Origin of the sequence: Faecalibacterium sp. OF04-11AC, assembly GCF_003460645.1 — a bacterium.
In the GTDB taxonomy this organism is placed as follows: Bacteria; Bacillota; Clostridia; order Oscillospirales; family Ruminococcaceae; genus Faecalibacterium; species Faecalibacterium prausnitzii_I.
The window spans coordinates 37,252-51,551 of sequence record NZ_QTVP01000003.1 but is presented as its reverse complement, the minus strand read 5'-3'; the positions used below and the strand labels follow the sequence as shown (position 1 = coordinate 51,551).

Genomic DNA, 14,300 nt, shown 5'->3' with positions numbered 1-14,300 from the left:
GGAACGCTTTTGTGGAAAAAGAAACAGGTTTTCCACAGTTTCCACCTGGTTTTCAACATTTCTTGCGGAAAAGTGCAAAAAGAGACGCCAAACAGCCTCTTTTTGTCGGGAAAAGTCTGTGGAAAAGGCGGAGGAAAACGTGGAAAAAACCACTTACTGTGGAAAACAGGTGGAATCGGACGAAAACTCCCCCCTGAAAACCCGTGCCGAGATCCGCACAAAAGGAGAGACTGAGATGAACAAAAAACAAAAGAAAATGCTCAAGCAGATCATCGCAGCGGTGATCCTTGTAGCCATTTTGAAACTGCTGCCCAGCTTCCCCACGCCGGTGGAGCTGGCGCTGTACTGCATCCCGTATCTGGTGGTCGGCTGGGACGTGCTCCGCAAGGCCATCAAGGGCATCAAGAACCGCCAGCCCTTTGACGAGTGCTTCCTGATGGCGGTTGCCACCGTGGGCGCCTTTGCCCTGGGCGATTATGTTGAGGGCTGCGCCGTTATCATCTTCTATCAGATCGGCGAGCTGTTCCAGAGCGTGGCCGTGGGCAAGAGCCGCCAGAGCATTTCCAGCCTGATGGACATCCGCCCGGACTACGCCAATATTGAGGGCGAGGACGGCAAGCTGGAACAGGTAGACCCGGATGAGGTCGAGATCGGCACCACCATCGTGGTCCAGCCCGGCGAGCGCATCCCCATTGACGGCATCATTCTGGAGGGCGCTTCGGCCCTGAACACCGCCGCCCTCACCGGCGAGAGCCTGCCCCGGGACGTCAAGGCCGGGGATGAGGTCATCAGCGGCTGTGTCAACGTCACCGGCCTGCTGAAGATTCAGACCACCAAGGAATTTGGCGAATCCACCGTCTCCAAAATTCTGGACCTCGTGGAAAACTCCAGCATGAAGAAAGCCCGGGCCGAGAACTTCATCACCCGCTTTGCCCGGGTGTACACCCCCGCTGTCTGCTACGGCGCTCTGGCACTGGCATTCCTGCCGCCCATCGTTCTGCTGTTGACGGGCCAGTCCGCCCGCTTTGGCGACTGGATCTACCGCGCCCTGACGTTCCTCGTCATCAGCTGCCCCTGCGCGCTGGTCATCTCCATCCCTCTGAGCTTCTTCGGCGGCATTGGCGGCGCTTCCGCCTGCGGCATCCTCGTCAAGGGCTCTACCTATCTGGAAGAGCTGGCCCGTACCGGTGTGGTGGTCTTTGATAAGACCGGCACCCTGACGCAGGGCACCTTTAAAGTCACCGGCATTTATCCCACGGAGGGCACCTCGCAAGACGCTCTGGTGGAGGCCGCGGCCCTGACCGAGAGCTGGTCCAAGCATCCCATCTCCCTGAGCGTCAAGGCCGCTTATGGCAAGGAGATCGACCAGAGCCGCGTCACCGACGTGGAGGAGCTTGGCGGCTACGGTGTTACGGCCAAGGTGGACGGCAAAGCCGTGGCCTGCGGCAATGCCCGCCTGATGGCAAAGCTGAACCTGACCGTCCCTGCTGTAACGGAGGCCGGCACCATCGTTCATGTGGCCATTGACGGCAAGTATGCAGGCTACCTGCTCATTGCCGATGTGGTCAAACCCCACAGCGCACAGGCCATCAAGGGCCTGAAACAGGCCGGTGTCCGCAAGACCGTCATGCTGACGGGCGACGCCGAGCCGGTGGCAAAAGCCGTTTCCGCCGAGCTGGGCCTGGACGAGTACCACGCTGGCCTGCTGCCGGGCGACAAGGTCGATCAGATCGAGAAGCTTCTGGCCTCCAAGCAGCCCAAAGAGAACCTCGCCTTTGTGGGCGACGGCGTCAACGACGCCCCTGTTCTGTCCCGCGCGGACATCGGCATTGCCATGGGTGCTCTGGGCTCCGACGCTGCCATTGAGGCCGCGGACGTTGTCCTGATGGACGACGACCCGGCCAAGATCGCTCTGGCCATGCGGATCGCGCGCCGCACCAACGGCATCGTGTATCAGAACATCGTCTTTGCGCTGGGCGTCAAGGGCATCTGCCTCATCCTCGGCGCGCTGGGCATCGCCAGCATGTGGACGGCCATCTTCGCCGACGTCGGCGTCATGGTCATCGCCGTCCTCAACGCCACCCGTGCCCTCTACACCAAAGACCTTGCCAAAAAGAACGAAGCCTAAGATCCCCTTTCTCATCAAAATACAACACCCCCGCCGGGAGCTTTCCAAAAGCTTTCAGCGGGGGTGTTTTGCATCCGGAAACCGCCTCTTGCAAAGCAGGATAAACCTGTTATAATACTAGATTGGAGGGTTGAATAAAATGCAACAGACGAATCAAACCGTTTTGACCCCGTCCCGCGATTCCTCCGGGGCGGTTTTGGCGGCGCTGAAAGCCGCGTTCCCCCAACCATTCCGGTGCTGACGGGGTATTTTGTGCTGGGGCTAGGCTACGGCATCTATGTGCAGTCGTTGGGCCTGCCCATCTGGCTGCCGCCCCTGATGGGCACCGTGGTGTACGGCGGAAGCCTGGAATTTGTGCTGGCCTCCCTGCTGCTGGGCAGCTTTTCGCCCCTCTCTGCCTTTTTGATGGCGCTCATGATCCAGGCCCGGCACCTGTTCTACGGCCTGACCATGCTGGAGCGCTATCAGGGTTACGGCCCGCGCGGCTTTTACATGATCTACGCCATGAGCGACGAGACGTTTTCCATCACCTGTTCGGCCGAGCCGCCCGAGGGGGTAGACCGTGGGTGGTTCATGTTCTTCATCACCCTGCTGGACCAGATCTATTGGGTGGCCAGCGCTTTTCTGGGGGCAGCGGTGGGCTCCATCCTGCCGTTCAGCACCGAGGGCGTGGATTTTGTCATGACCGCCATGTTCGTGGTCATCTTCCTCAACCAGTGGGAGAAAGAAAAGCAGCACTACTCCGGCTTCATCGGGCTGGCGGTGCCGTTTGTCTGCCTGCTGGTGTTTGGCTCCGGCAGTTTTCTGATCCCGTCCATGATCTGCATTCTGGTGCTGCTGCTCGTGCTGCGCAAGCCCATTGAGCAGGCTGATAAAACCGAGGAGGTGGCCCCATGAGCGGAGTCCAGTTTGGCATCACCATTGCCGCCTGCACGGCAGCCACCATGCTCACCCGGTTTCTGCCGTTCCTGATCTTCTCGTCCAAGGACCAGCAGCCGCCGGAAGTCGTCCGGTATCTGGGGCGGGTGCTGCCCGCCGCCATCTTCGGAATGCTCATCATCTACTGCCTCAAAGGCGTCAGCGTCTTTACGGGCAGCCACGGCATCCCGGAGGCCATCGCCATCGGCGTGACCATCGCGCTCCACAAGTGGAAGCACGAAACACTGGGATCCATTGCAGGCGGCACGCTTTGCTATGTGCTGCTGGTGCAGCTTGTATTTTAACGTTTGTACCGCAAAAAGGACACGGCGCGCTGCCGTGTCCTTTTTTGCTGCCAACCGATCAATGATAAAATGTGTCAAAATTGATCTGACGGTAGAACCGCTGCTGGAGCTGGTCGAAGCTCTCGCAGTTCTGGGCCAGCAGCCACATCACCTTGGTGATGACCGCCTCAATGGTCATGTCATGGGCTTCCAGGAAACGGAAGCGGTTCTTGACCCGTTTGCCCACCTCGTAAATGCCCACATCGCTGCCCTCGTAGGTGACCTGAGTGGTCAGGATCAGGATTTTGTGGGTCTGGTCGTAGTCGCCCAACCCCTCGGCAAAGGCGTCCATCAGCCGCTGCGGGATGCCGCCCACGCCAAAGCTTTCCACGATCACACAGTCGTAATGTTGAAAGATGGCCGGGATGAGCTCCGGCCCGAGGCCGGGAGTCAGCTTGAGCAGGAAGACTTTGGGGTTGAGCGCCCGGCCAAACTCCACCGGGCCGGTGGGCCAGGGAGAGGGGACATACCGCACCAGCCGGTCGCCCTGCACCAGGGCCAGCGCCGGGAAGTTGACCGACGCAAAGGCGTCATAGCTGATGGTCTTGTTCTTTTTGGCCCGGGTGCCCGCGATGACATGCCCGCCGAACACCACCATCACGCCCCGGCTCCCGGAGTCCAGCGCACAGATCACGCTGTCCCGCAGGTTTTTCTTGGCGTCGGTGATCTCGTTGGAGATGGGCTGCTGGGCACCCGTCAGGATGATGGGTTTGTCCGCGTTCTGAATGAGGTAAGAAAGGGCCGCCGCCGAGTAGGCCAGCGTATCGGTGCCATGGCAGATGATGAAGCCATCATAAAGGGCGTAGTTTTCCTGCACGGCCTTGGCCATCATGAGCCAGTGCTCGGGGCCGAGGTCGGTGCTGTCGATGCTGCACAGGGCCAGCGTTTCCGGGCAGCAGAGCTCCTGCAGCTCCGGCAGGTGAGCCAGCAGCTCCTCGCTGGAAAGGACGGGTTTGAGCCCCTGGGCCGTGCGTACACTGGCAATGGTGCCGCCCGTGGTGATGAAAAGCAGGCGTTGCTTGGACATAAAATGGAAGCCTCCAGAAAAAACACAAAAATCAGACAGGCTCAGTATAACACAATCGAAAACTTTTTGGAACTCAGTCACGGAAAACGGGCAGATTTTGTGTATAATAGAGGTGTAAGCAAACATCGGACCTGAAAAGGAGAATATAAATGTCGAACATTGTCATTATCGGTTCCGGCCCGGCGGGCGTATCGGCTGCACTGTACGCCGCGCGGGCAGGCGTGGACACCACCATCCTGACCAAGGGCCCGGGCGCCCTGGACCGCGCCGAGCTCATCCAGAATTACTACGGCTTTGCCGAGCCCATCTCCGGGGCAGAGCTGGAGCGCCGGGGCATGGAGGGTGCCAGGGCTGTAGGCGTGAAATTCGTCACCGCCGAGGCCGTTGGCCTGACCTACACGGATAAACTCACGGTCGAAACGCTGGACGGCGATTACCCGGCAGACGCTGTCATTCTGGCCACGGGGGCCTCCCGTGCCGTGCCCCGCATCCCCGGCCTGACCGGGCTGGAGGGCCACGGCGTGAGCTACTGCGCCACCTGCGACGCGTTTTTCTACCGTGGCAAAGATGTGGCTGTGCTGGGCAGCGGAGAATATGCCCTCCATGAGGCCCAGGCGCTGCTCCCGGTGGCGAAGCATGTCACCCTGCTGACCAACGGAATGCCTCTGACGGCAGAGTTTCCGCCGGAAGTGACCGTCCGCCCGGAAAAAGTGGAAGCCATCCTGGGAGAACAGCGGGTCTCCGGGGTCCAGCTGGCAGGCGGGGAGACGCTGGCGCTGGACGGTGTGTTCGTCGCATTGGGCGTGGCAGGCAGCACCGCTCTGGCCCGCAAGCTGGGGGCCGAAGTGGACGGGAACCGCATCGTCACCGATGAGCACATGATGACCACTCTGCCCGGCCTTTACGCGGCAGGCGACTGCACCGGCGGCCTGCTGCAGGTCGCCAAGGCCGTGTACGAGGGTGCCCTTGCGGGCAGCGAGGCCGCCAAGGCCCTGCGGAAAGGATGAATCATGCCGGAATTGGATAAAAAGTCCCCTGTCTGCCCGGACTGCCTGGCCTGCGGCTTCCCGTTCTGGGAGCAGCTGACCCCGGAGGAGCAGGAGTTTCTCTGCCGCACCACCCGGCCGGTCAAGTACAAAAAAGGGGAGCGGGTGCACAGCCCCGTGGAAAACTGCGTGGGCATCCTGCTCCTCCGCACCGGCCAGCTGCGAGCCTATCTCCTCTCCGAGGATGGCCGGGACGTGACCCTTTACCGCCTCTTCCCGGGGGAGGTCTGCATCCTCTCGGCCTCCTGTGTGCTGGATTCGGTCAATTTTGATCTGTACATCGACGCCGAGGAGGACACCGAGGCCTACTGCATCGGCGCTGGAACGTTCCGCCGCCTGATGCAGCAGAATGTTCACGTCCGCTGCTTTGCCTACCAGATGACCGCGGAGCGCTTCTCTGATACCATGTGGACGATGCAGCAAATTCTGTTTATGAGCGCCGATCGCCGCCTTGCCATCTTCCTCACCGACGAGCTGGCCAAGACCGGCGGCAGCAATGTCCGCATGACCCACGACCAGATGGCCCGCTATATGGGCTCCGCCCGCGAGGTGGTCAGCCGCCTGCTGAAATATTTCGCGCAGGAGGGCTGGGTGCGCCTCTACCGTGGCGGCGTGGAGGTGCTGGATCAGCAGAAGTTGCAGGAGATCGCGAGAGGGCAATAACATCAACGAAAACGAGCCATTTACAAGTACAGCTGTAAATGGCTCGTTTTTTCACTTTGCTACTGTGATCCGGACTCTTGCCGCAGCCTGTCCGGCGGGCTGTTCCGTTTCCAGATCGTATGCTGTAAACAGTGCTGTTGCCGTATAGCTGCCGCCGGGCAGGACTGTCTCCAGCGGCACCGCCTGAATGTGATATCCCGGTTCTATGAGGCCGGAGGCATACAGCACCTCCCCGGTATCATCCCGGCTCAGAGTGACGCTCATCAGATGGTGATTGGCCGGAATATTTTCCACCCGCAGCTCCGCTTCCGCTCTGCCGCTGGTCATTCGGATATCCGGGTTGATGGAGATGTTGAACATCCCTTCCTGCACGACTTTGTCCAGTTCTGCCTGAATCTCCGCCTCCGACTTTCCCTCGTACTGACCTACCGTTGCATTGGGGTCACGGGCTCCCGGAGCAGAGGCCTGCTTTGCGCTGTCCGGCGTCTTCAGCAGGAAAACGCCTGCCGCCGCGGCAGAAACCAGCACCAGCGGAAGCCCACGGGACAGGAGAAATTTCAGGCCAAGGAGGACTTGTTTGTGATACTCCCGCATCCAATGCACCCACTTTCTCAAACGATAAAAACACCGGGGCGGGCGAACCCCCGCTCCGGTGGAAACAGTTTATCCTTTTGGATTTGGCCCATATATCTCGCCTGGCTCTATGGTATACGCAATCGTGAAGAGTTCCTGCTTGTCGGCCCACTCCGCACTGATGCCATTCACTTTTCCTTTAAACTCAAATTCAATTTTTCCGCCCTGATAGACATTCCAGGTGTTATATGTATATTGTTCTGTGCCAAACGATTGTTTTGTATTATCACTCCCAGACACAAAGGTAACAGTATCCGAAATAGGACTCATACTGCCCGGATTTGTTCCAGTCATCGTCAGATAAATCTGCCGATCCTGCAAATTCTTATCACTCTCTACAAAAGAATATGCTGCATCGAGCATGGTTACGCGGATATCCGAAACATGAAAAATTTCAGAGCCCGTATTGGTAATTGCATAGCCCTTTGGACAAACAAAATCACCATTGCGTTTGACTGCAAAAGTGACATTGAGAGGAACTGTTGCAGAAAGATTTGCCGGTACTGCAACGACGCTGAATGTAGTTTGGGCTTCATTGTTCTGGAACAGATTGTCCTCCCCCGTAACTTCCTGCCCATAGCCTTCTTCTGCTAAGGCAGTCAGGCTGAGGCTCAACGCCAAAACAAATGCGAGGACAATGGTAACAAGCTTCTGCAAATGTTTCATAGGATAGCCCTCTCACAGCAAAGCAGCAGGCGAATATTTACAAAATTATTATACATTAACGCAAAATTATATGCAATACATTTTAACAAAATTTTTGTTCGCACTTTTAATTTTTTGAGAAAAACGCCGTCATGGCTGCGGTGGGTGATAATATCCGCACCCTGCACAGCCGGCTTGCAGAGCGTGGCGCAGACTGCATCCTTGAATGGAACAGCGGCGGGCATTTCAAAGAAGCCGCCCTGCGTACCGCAAGAGCATTTCAGTGGGCGAATGACATACCTGAAATGGATGATGCCGCTTGCAGACGGCTCAAACGGTGCAGAAGAATTTACCACCAAGCAGTTGGAAAAGGACTTCCGCAACGCTGCGTATGCCACCATTCGATTTGTAATGAAATTCCACGAAATGGGACTGTTGGCTGCACGGAAGGCTGGAAATCGGGTATTCTACAAAGTCCATTGATCATCCTGAACGAACGGGACTGCGCCACATCACTGTGAGGCAGTCCCGTTTGAAATGTTGGACTTTCCACCAGCAGATTCGCAGAAAATTCCGTTTTCGGCGCAAACAGCCTGAAAAAACTGGAACCCCGAATTGGAATCCTCTGTAATGATTGCCGTTGGTTTTAGTTTCTCCAGTCCCATCGGCTTTCCGTAAATTCGGAAAAACTCATTGTAGGTCTGTTTCAAGTATCCGAAGTGTTTGGATGCCCGGATGCCGTAAATTGTAAGCGTTTTTTCTGATGAATGTCAACCTGTTTTTCATTCATTTCGGAGGGATGGATAGTTTTCCACATGAACACACCCATGCAGTTGAAAATCCGAGGTCACACTAAATGATGCTGGACTACTTCTATGGTCAGTCGGGCGAATACCTCTCCGGTAAACATCGGAGCAGGTGCCTTTATTGCCCCCGGCGTCATCGCTGCGGGGGTGCCCTGCAAGGTGATCCGCCCCATTACCGAAAAAGATAAGTTCAAGCCGGAGGATATTCTGTTCTGAGAAATTCAGATCGGAAACGCTGGAAAAACATACGTACAAGCCCTCCGGAGACATTTTTGTTTTTCGCCATGCTTTTCTGCGGGGAGAAAGCATGGTATACTGAGAGCGACAACTCGGAATTTATAAAGGAGAATATTGATGAAACTATTTTTATGTTCGCACTTTTCAAGTGTAGGAAGTCTGATAAAGGAAGAAATTGAAAATAAGAAAGTCGCATTTATTCCAACAGCTTCACTGCGTGAAGGCTACACCGGTTATGTCGGCTCGGCTCGAAAATTATTCAAAAAGTTGGGAGCAATCGTAACTGAAATTGATATTTCAACGGAGGCTTATTCAACGATACAGTCTGTTTTTGAAGAAGCAGATGTGATATATTTTACCGGCGGAAATTCTTTCTTTCTTATGGACCAGCTCCGTAAAACGGGAACTGATGGGCTACTGAAAAAGGAATTGGCAAATGGAAAATTGATGATCGGCGAGTCGGCAGGCGCAATTATATGCGCTCCAAGCATCCAATATATCGAGCAAATGGATGAAAAGCCAGAGGACTACTCACAAGAAGATGATGCAGGGCTTGATTTGATTGATTTCTATGTTCTTCCGCATTATCTTACAGCACCATTTAAGAAAGTTACCGAGAAAATAATGACTGAGTTTTCGGATTTGAATCTATGCCCGATTAACAACCGTCAGGGAATTGTAATTGATGGTGAAGATTCAAAGGTTATTTGCAAAGGCTAATTTGAAAATTCGCGTTTGTGGAGCGAAGCGGAACAATGAAAGCCCCAGTGGGGCTTTTAAGTGACAGAACGGTCTTGCGGCAGCAAGATGGAGGGGCCTTGCCCCGACAAGTTCCAGTTTGTCGATGATTGTCAACTGGGATAATGTCATAGGGTATTGTTCCGAAATTTCTTGATTGTCAGTCATTGATTTGCTTGCCACTGCTATGAAAGCCTTTTGAATTGCAAAATAATTTTTCAGTTGCTATACTGAGCTTATCAAATCTTTTCGGGAGGCTGCTGCAATGACCGCACAGACAATGCAAATCGGGAGCAGACCTTGCCGCATTTATGGCGAAGCCCATGCAGAATACCTGCTGCTCCAAATGACCGGCGAACATGAGCTGCAAAGCATGGAAAGCGAGATTGCCGCTATCGCACAGAGTGCGCACCACTTTCTGTTTGCGGCCATCCCGGTGGAAAGCTGGAACGATGCACTTTCTCCGTGGAAGTCTCCTGCCGTGTGGGGAAAGCAAGGCTTTGGAGGCAAGGCTGCGGACACTTTGCGCTTCCTGACAGAGCAGGTCATTCCGTCACTGAAACAACAGTTTGATCTCCCGGAAAACGTCAAAATCATTCTGGGTGGCTACTCGCTGGCCGGGCTATTTGCGCTGTGGGCATCCACTCAGACAAAGCTGTTCTACGGTGTCGCCGCCGCATCCCCCTCTGTGTGGTTTCCGGACTGGATGGAGTTTGAACAGCAGCACCCGATGCAGGCACAGCGCGTTTATCTGAGCCTTGGCGACAAGGAAGAGCGCACGAAAAACGCCGTCATGGCTGCGGTAGGGGATAATATCCGCACCCTGCACAGCCGACTTGCAGAGCGTGGCGCAGACTGCACCCTTGAATGGAACAGCGGCGGGCATTTCAAAGACGCCGACCTGCGCACGGCGAAAGCCTTTCAGTGGGTGATGGAGGGACACGCATGACCATTTTGATTGATGCAGACGGCTGCCCGGTGGTGGACCTGACATTGCAGATCGCAAAGCGGTTCAGCGTTCCTGTCATCATCCTGTGCGACACCGCTCACCAGATTGAGCGGGAAGGTGCGCAGACGCTGGTGTTCGATAAAGGGACAGACAGCGTGGACTTTGCTCTCGTCAACCGGGTAAAACCGGGTGATATTGTCGTAACACAGGACTACGGGCTGGCGAGTATGTGTCTTGCCAAGTGCGCACGAGTGCTGAACCAGAACGGTTTGGAATACACCGCCGACAACATAGACGCTCTCATGCTGCGGCGTTATGAAAACAAAAAACTCCTCCGTGCCGGAAAGCATCCCAAGGGGAGCCCAAAGCGGACGAAGGAGCAGGATGTCAGGTTTGCGGACACGCTTGAGAAGATTCTGAGCAAAAATTATTGATACATCCTTTTGGAAGGCTGGAGAAATCCAGCTTTCTTTTTTGGCGAATATCGATAAGGCATACCGTGATGAAGCAAAAGCGGTCTTTCTCTGCTTGATGCAAAAGAAAAAGTCGCAGATTCGTTTGAATCTGCAACTTCTGGCGGAGATGGTGGGCATTCTCCCGCGGGCTAAGCAACAGCCCGCAGGGCTGATTGCTTGCGGTCTGCGGACCGCCGCCCTGTTCTCATCCGCACCATCTTGGCCGCAAAAAAGGCACCAGCCTGAGCTGATGCCTTTTGTTGGCGGAGATGGTGGGATTCGAACCCACGTGCCCGATTAAGGACAAAACGATTTCGAGTCGTTCTCGTTACGACCACTTCGATACATCTCCATATTCTGTTCTGCTCAAATCTCACGGGAAACTCATCTCCCGCACCATTCAAGCCTAATTATTATAACAAAAACTCCGCTTTCCGTCAACCGTTTTTCATCTGTCCCGCTCCACGCCGGAATGCACCGTGCTTTTCTATTTTGCATTATAACAAAACCGGCGTCTGCCGCTCGGATGAGTCTGGCAGACGCCGGTTTCTGTTTTTGAAAAGAACATTATTTTCCGCCCAGCAAGATGGCCAGAACGGCTTTCTGGACATGGAGGCGGTTCTCAGCCTCGTCAAAGATCTCATCCGCATGGCCTTCAAAAACGGCCGTGGAGATCTCCTCGCCGCGGTGGGCGGGCAGGCAGTGGAGCACCATGTGGTCGGGCTTGGCCGCTGCCAGCAGACTGCTGGTGAGCTGGTAGCCTGCGAAATCCCGCAGGCGCTGCTCGCTGTCCTGGGTGCCGGGGCGGGCCGTGTTCCAGACAGCCGTTACCACCACGTCGGCGTCCTTGACGCCCTCGGCGGGGTCGGTCGTCAGGTGGAATTTTTCGCCGTACTTGTGGGCGAACATCACCACATCGGCCGCCGGGCGGTAGTCCCGGGGACAGACACAGGTCACGCTCATTCCGGCCAGCAGGCCGCCCACGATGAGGCTGTTGGCCATACTGCTGCCGTCGCCCACAAAGCAGAGCTTCTGGCCCGCCAGCGTGCCCCGGCGCTCCCGAATGGTCATCAGGTCGGCCAGCACCTGGCAGGGGTGGGCGTAATCGGTCAGGCCGTTGATGACGGGCACGCCCGCCAGTTCAGCAAATTCTTCCAGATCGCACTGACGGTAAGTGCGCCAGACGACGCAATCGTAATAGCGGCCCAGCACCCGTGCGGTGTCCTTGAGGGGCTCGCCACGGCCGGACTGCTGCAGCTCGGTGGCCGCGTTCATGTAGTGGCCCAGACCGCCCAGCTGGTAGACGCCCACTTCAAAGCTGTTGCGGGTGCGGGTGGAGTTCTTGGAGAACATCAGCGCCACGCTTTTTCCCGCCAGCAGGGGAGGGGTGCCCCCGGCTTTCTGCTGGGCTTTGAGCTGGTCGGCCACATCCAGGATGTGGGTCACCTCGCCGGGGGTGAGGTCGCTCATTTTCAGCAGATGTTTCATGCTGTTTCCTCCACCGTCTTGGGCTGCATCCCGGTGAGCACCTCGCCCAGAATTTCCAGCGCCATGTCCACATCGTGGGCGGTGAGGGTCAGCGGGGGCAGCAGGCGGAGACGGGTCTTGGCCGTCAGCACCAGCAGGCCCTTTTCACGGCAGGCAGCCAGCACATCGGCGGCCTGGATGCCCTCCAGGAAATCAATGCCCACCATCAGGCCAATGCCCGAAAGGCTTTTGACCCGGGGCAGCTTGGCAAGGCCGGTGCGGAGCTGGACGGCCCGCTCATTGACATTGGAGAGGAACGCGGCGTCCATCCGGTCCACCACCACGTTGGCACCGGCGCAGACCACCGGGTTGCCGCCAAAGGTGGAGCCGTGGCTGCCGGGGCCCATGCCCTCGGCCACTTTTTCATTCATCAGCACCGCGCCAATGGGCAGGCCGCCGCCCAGGCCTTTGGCCAGCGTAACGATATCCGGCTTGAGGTTGTAGTGCTCACAGCAGAGGAATGTACCCGTGCGGCCCACACCGGTCTGCACCTCGTCCACAATGAGGATGAGGTCTTTTTCATCGCAGAGCGCGCGGACGGCCTGCACATATTCAGGGTCCAGCGCCATGACACCGCCCTCGCCCTGCACCAGCTCCAGCAGGATGGCGCAGGTGTGGCGGTCCACCAGCTCGGTCAGAGAGTTGATATCCCCCGCCGGGACATACTGGAAACCGTCGTTGAACGGGCCGAAGTACTGGTGGAAGACCTCCTGACCGGTGGCGGTCAGGGTGGCGATGGTACGGCCATGGAAGCTGTTGACCAGCGTGATGATCGTATCACGGCCCTTGCCGTAGTGGTCAAAGCTGTATTTGCGGGCCGCCTTGATGGCACCCTCGTTGGCCTCGGCACCCGAGTTGCCAAAGAAGACTTTGCTCATGCCGGTGCGCTTGCAGAGCTTTTTGGCCAGCTTGCCGCAGGGGGCAGTGTAATACAGGTTGGAGGTGTGCTGCAGCTTGTGGGCCTGCTCCGACACGGCCTCGGCCCAGGTCAGGTCGCAGTAGCCCAGACTGTTGACGCCGATGCCGCTGGTAAAATCAAGGTATTTCTGGCCCTCGGGGCCCTCGGCATAGAGGCCGTGGCCTTTTTCGAGGACAACAGGGTTGCGGCCATAGGTATGCAGGACATATTCGTTGTCCCGCTTGATGACTTTTTCGGAATCCATAATGTTACCTCCTGATCGTAGGGCTTCTCTTGCTCTCTATTATATCGCCCTACTGTGCTTTCCGCAATCCTTATTCCCGATGGCTGCGGCGGTAGAAACGGGTACCGGAGCCGCGGTCCGAGAACAGCTCCAGAAGGATGGAGTGGGGCACACGGCCATCAATGATGACAGCCTCGTGCACGCCCTGATAGATGGCATCGGCCATGCCGCCGATCTTGGGGATCATGCCGCCTGCAATGATGCCTGCGGATTTGTAGCCCTCGATCTCGGAGACTTCCACCTCGGGGATGAGGGTGGTCTCATCGTCCTTATCCCGCAGCAGGCCGGCAATATCGGTCATGGAGACCAGCTTCTCGGCCTTGAGGGCAATGGCGATCTGGGCTGCGGCCGTATCGGCGTTGACATTGTACGCCTGGCCCAGGTCGTCCATGCCAACAGTGGCGATGACCGGGATGAAGCCGCCGTCCAGCAGGCTGGAGATCAGGGTTGCGTCCACATGGACGATCTCGCCCACATGGCCCAGCTGGGGGTCCAGCTCGGTGCAGCGGAGCATCTGGCCGTCCATGCCGCACAGGCCCACGCCGCGGCCCCGGAGCTTGGCCACGAGGTCTTTATTCACCTTACCGGCCAGCACCTGCTGGACGATCTCCATGGTGGCGTCATCCGTCACCCGGAGGCCGTTGGCAAAATGGCTCTCGACGCCCACTTTTTTGAGCATCTCATTGATGGCCGGGCCGCCGCCATGCACCAGCACCACCCGGACGCCCAGCAGGGTCAGGGTGACGAGGTCGTTCATGACCGCATTTTTCAGCTCTTCGTTGATCATGGCGTTGCCGCCGTATTTTACCACCATGGTTTTGCCATGGTATTTCTGGATGTAAGGGGTGGCCTCTGAAAACAGGCGGGCCATTTCTTCATTTTTCATATACTCTCCTTGCCGCCAGCACACTTGCTCCGGCATTTGCTTCCCACCAGACAAACTCCTTCCGTCATCGCTGCGCGATGCCACCTCCCTCAAGGA

At 56.9% G+C, this 14,300-nt stretch carries 17 protein-coding genes and 1 tRNA gene; 11 read left to right on the top strand and 7 right to left on the bottom strand.

Annotated features, from left to right (window positions below):
* Nucleotides 1–235 precede the first annotated feature (235 nt).
* The 3 genes from DXA70_RS02335 to DXA70_RS02325 all read left to right on the top strand — a co-directional run bounded on the left by DXA70_RS02335 (nt 236) and on the right by DXA70_RS02325 (nt 3,351).
* Nucleotides 236–2,128 carry a heavy metal translocating P-type ATPase gene (locus tag DXA70_RS02335; protein WP_128117503.1) on the top strand — a complete coding sequence of 631 codons (1,893 nt, stop codon included), beginning with the start codon at nt 236–238 and terminating at the stop codon, nt 2,126–2,128.
* A gap of 252 nt (nt 2,129–2,380) precedes the next feature.
* The gene (locus DXA70_RS02330; protein ID WP_243000988.1) at nt 2,381–3,025 is read left to right on the top strand and encodes an AzlC family ABC transporter permease; all 645 of its coding nucleotides are present in this window, start codon (nt 2,381–2,383) and stop codon (nt 3,023–3,025) included.
* Nucleotides 3,022–3,351: a branched-chain amino acid transporter permease gene (locus DXA70_RS02325; protein ID WP_128117502.1), complete on the top strand. Its 330-nt coding sequence runs from the start codon at nt 3,022–3,024 to the stop codon at nt 3,349–3,351. The genes DXA70_RS02330 and DXA70_RS02325 overlap by 4 nt, the downstream gene beginning before the upstream one ends.
* Before the next feature lie 58 nt (nt 3,352–3,409).
* On the opposite strand, the gene DXA70_RS02320 is transcribed toward DXA70_RS02325, so the two are convergent.
* Nucleotides 3,410–4,417 carry an asparaginase gene (locus tag DXA70_RS02320; protein ID WP_128117501.1) on the bottom strand — a complete coding sequence of 336 codons (1,008 nt, stop codon included), beginning with the start codon at nt 4,415–4,417 and terminating at the stop codon, nt 3,410–3,412.
* A gap of 149 nt (nt 4,418–4,566) precedes the next feature.
* On the opposite strand from DXA70_RS02320, the gene DXA70_RS02315 reads away from it, so the two are divergent.
* Together DXA70_RS02315 and DXA70_RS02310 are read left to right on the top strand one after the other, a co-directional pair.
* Nucleotides 4,567–5,424 (top strand): NAD(P)/FAD-dependent oxidoreductase, encoded by an 858-nt coding sequence (locus DXA70_RS02315; RefSeq protein WP_128117500.1) that lies wholly within the window; start codon nt 4,567–4,569, stop codon nt 5,422–5,424.
* Between the two features lie 3 nt (nt 5,425–5,427).
* Nucleotides 5,428–6,126: a Crp/Fnr family transcriptional regulator gene (locus tag DXA70_RS02310; protein WP_128117499.1), complete on the top strand. Its 699-nt coding sequence runs from the start codon at nt 5,428–5,430 to the stop codon at nt 6,124–6,126.
* 51 nt (nt 6,127–6,177) lie between these two features.
* Here the strand turns inward: DXA70_RS02310 and DXA70_RS02305 are convergent, their stop codons facing one another.
* Together DXA70_RS02305 and DXA70_RS02300 are read right to left on the bottom strand one after the other, a co-directional pair.
* The gene (locus DXA70_RS02305; RefSeq protein WP_128117498.1) at nt 6,178–6,720 is read right to left on the bottom strand and encodes a hypothetical protein; all 543 of its coding nucleotides are present in this window, start codon (nt 6,718–6,720) and stop codon (nt 6,178–6,180) included.
* Nucleotides 6,721–6,789: 69 nt separating this feature from the next.
* Nucleotides 6,790–7,425, bottom strand: coding sequence for a hypothetical protein (locus DXA70_RS02300; protein ID WP_128117497.1), 636 nt, complete (start codon nt 7,423–7,425; stop codon nt 6,790–6,792).
* A 183-nt stretch (nt 7,426–7,608) separates the two neighbouring features.
* On the opposite strand from DXA70_RS02300, the gene DXA70_RS13565 reads away from it, so the two are divergent.
* The 6 genes from DXA70_RS13565 to DXA70_RS02265 all read left to right on the top strand — a co-directional run bounded on the left by DXA70_RS13565 (nt 7,609) and on the right by DXA70_RS02265 (nt 10,890).
* Nucleotides 7,609–7,887 (top strand): hypothetical protein, encoded by a 279-nt coding sequence (locus tag DXA70_RS13565; RefSeq protein ID WP_158565125.1) that lies wholly within the window; start codon nt 7,609–7,611, stop codon nt 7,885–7,887.
* 392 nt (nt 7,888–8,279) lie between these two features.
* Complete coding sequence (locus DXA70_RS13560; protein ID WP_158565124.1) at nt 8,280–8,426, top strand: hypothetical protein; 147 nt, start codon at nt 8,280–8,282, stop codon at nt 8,424–8,426.
* Nucleotides 8,427–8,564: 138 nt separating this feature from the next.
* Entirely contained in the window at nt 8,565–9,167 is a 603-nt protein-coding gene (locus DXA70_RS02285; protein WP_128117496.1) for a Type 1 glutamine amidotransferase-like domain-containing protein, read from the top strand.
* Nucleotides 9,168–9,465: 298 nt separating this feature from the next.
* Nucleotides 9,466–10,134: an alpha/beta hydrolase-fold protein gene (locus tag DXA70_RS02275; RefSeq protein WP_128117558.1), complete on the top strand. Its 669-nt coding sequence runs from the start codon at nt 9,466–9,468 to the stop codon at nt 10,132–10,134.
* Nucleotides 10,131–10,568 carry a DUF188 domain-containing protein gene (locus DXA70_RS02270; RefSeq protein WP_128117495.1) on the top strand — a complete coding sequence of 146 codons (438 nt, stop codon included), beginning with the start codon at nt 10,131–10,133 and terminating at the stop codon, nt 10,566–10,568. Before DXA70_RS02275 ends, DXA70_RS02270 begins: the two co-directional genes overlap by 4 nt.
* Nucleotides 10,569–10,608: 40 nt before the next feature.
* Entirely contained in the window at nt 10,609–10,890 is a 282-nt protein-coding gene (locus DXA70_RS02265; protein ID WP_128117494.1) for a hypothetical protein, read from the top strand.
* On the opposite strand, the gene DXA70_RS02260 is transcribed toward DXA70_RS02265, so the two are convergent.
* The 4 genes from DXA70_RS02260 to argB form a co-directional block, all read right to left on the bottom strand.
* A tRNA-Ser gene (locus DXA70_RS02260) sits at nt 10,851–10,941 on the bottom strand. The two genes, DXA70_RS02265 and DXA70_RS02260, sit on opposite strands and share 40 nt — an antisense overlap.
* A gap of 215 nt (nt 10,942–11,156) precedes the next feature.
* The gene (gene argF / locus DXA70_RS02255) at nt 11,157–12,077 is read right to left on the bottom strand and encodes an ornithine carbamoyltransferase (RefSeq protein ID WP_128117493.1); all 921 of its coding nucleotides are present in this window, start codon (nt 12,075–12,077) and stop codon (nt 11,157–11,159) included.
* Entirely contained in the window at nt 12,074–13,279 is a 1,206-nt protein-coding gene (locus DXA70_RS02250) for an acetylornithine/succinylornithine family transaminase (RefSeq protein ID WP_128117492.1), read from the bottom strand. Before DXA70_RS02250 ends, argF begins: the two co-directional genes overlap by 4 nt.
* Before the next feature lie 70 nt (nt 13,280–13,349).
* A complete protein-coding gene (gene argB, locus DXA70_RS02245) occupies nt 13,350–14,204 on the bottom strand; it encodes an acetylglutamate kinase (protein WP_022256577.1) in 855 nt (284 codons plus the stop codon).
* Nucleotides 14,205–14,300 lie beyond the last annotated feature (96 nt).

Coding starts and splice junctions, on each gene's coding strand:
- DXA70_RS02335 (WP_128117503.1), top strand. CDS start 236: ATGAACAAAAAACAAAAGAAAATGCTCAAGCAGATCATCGCAGCGGTG.
- DXA70_RS02325 (WP_128117502.1), top strand. CDS start 3,022: ATGAGCGGAGTCCAGTTTGGCATCACCATTGCCGCCTGCACGGCAGCC.
- DXA70_RS02320 (WP_128117501.1), bottom strand. CDS start 4,417: ATGTCCAAGCAACGCCTGCTTTTCATCACCACGGGCGGCACCATTGCC.
- DXA70_RS02315 (WP_128117500.1), top strand. CDS start 4,567: ATGTCGAACATTGTCATTATCGGTTCCGGCCCGGCGGGCGTATCGGCT.
- DXA70_RS02310 (WP_128117499.1), top strand. CDS start 5,428: ATGCCGGAATTGGATAAAAAGTCCCCTGTCTGCCCGGACTGCCTGGCC.
- DXA70_RS02305 (WP_128117498.1), bottom strand. CDS start 6,720: ATGCGGGAGTATCACAAACAAGTCCTCCTTGGCCTGAAATTTCTCCTG.
- DXA70_RS02300 (WP_128117497.1), bottom strand. CDS start 7,425: ATGAAACATTTGCAGAAGCTTGTTACCATTGTCCTCGCATTTGTTTTG.
- DXA70_RS13560 (WP_158565124.1), top strand. CDS start 8,280: ATGGTCAGTCGGGCGAATACCTCTCCGGTAAACATCGGAGCAGGTGCC.
- DXA70_RS02285 (WP_128117496.1), top strand. CDS start 8,565: ATGAAACTATTTTTATGTTCGCACTTTTCAAGTGTAGGAAGTCTGATA.
- DXA70_RS02275 (WP_128117558.1), top strand. CDS start 9,466: ATGCAAATCGGGAGCAGACCTTGCCGCATTTATGGCGAAGCCCATGCA.
- DXA70_RS02270 (WP_128117495.1), top strand. CDS start 10,131: ATGACCATTTTGATTGATGCAGACGGCTGCCCGGTGGTGGACCTGACA.
- argF (WP_128117493.1), bottom strand. CDS start 12,077: ATGAAACATCTGCTGAAAATGAGCGACCTCACCCCCGGCGAGGTGACC.
- DXA70_RS02250 (WP_128117492.1), bottom strand. CDS start 13,279: ATGGATTCCGAAAAAGTCATCAAGCGGGACAACGAATATGTCCTGCAT.
- argB (WP_022256577.1), bottom strand. CDS start 14,204: ATGAAAAATGAAGAAATGGCCCGCCTGTTTTCAGAGGCCACCCCTTAC.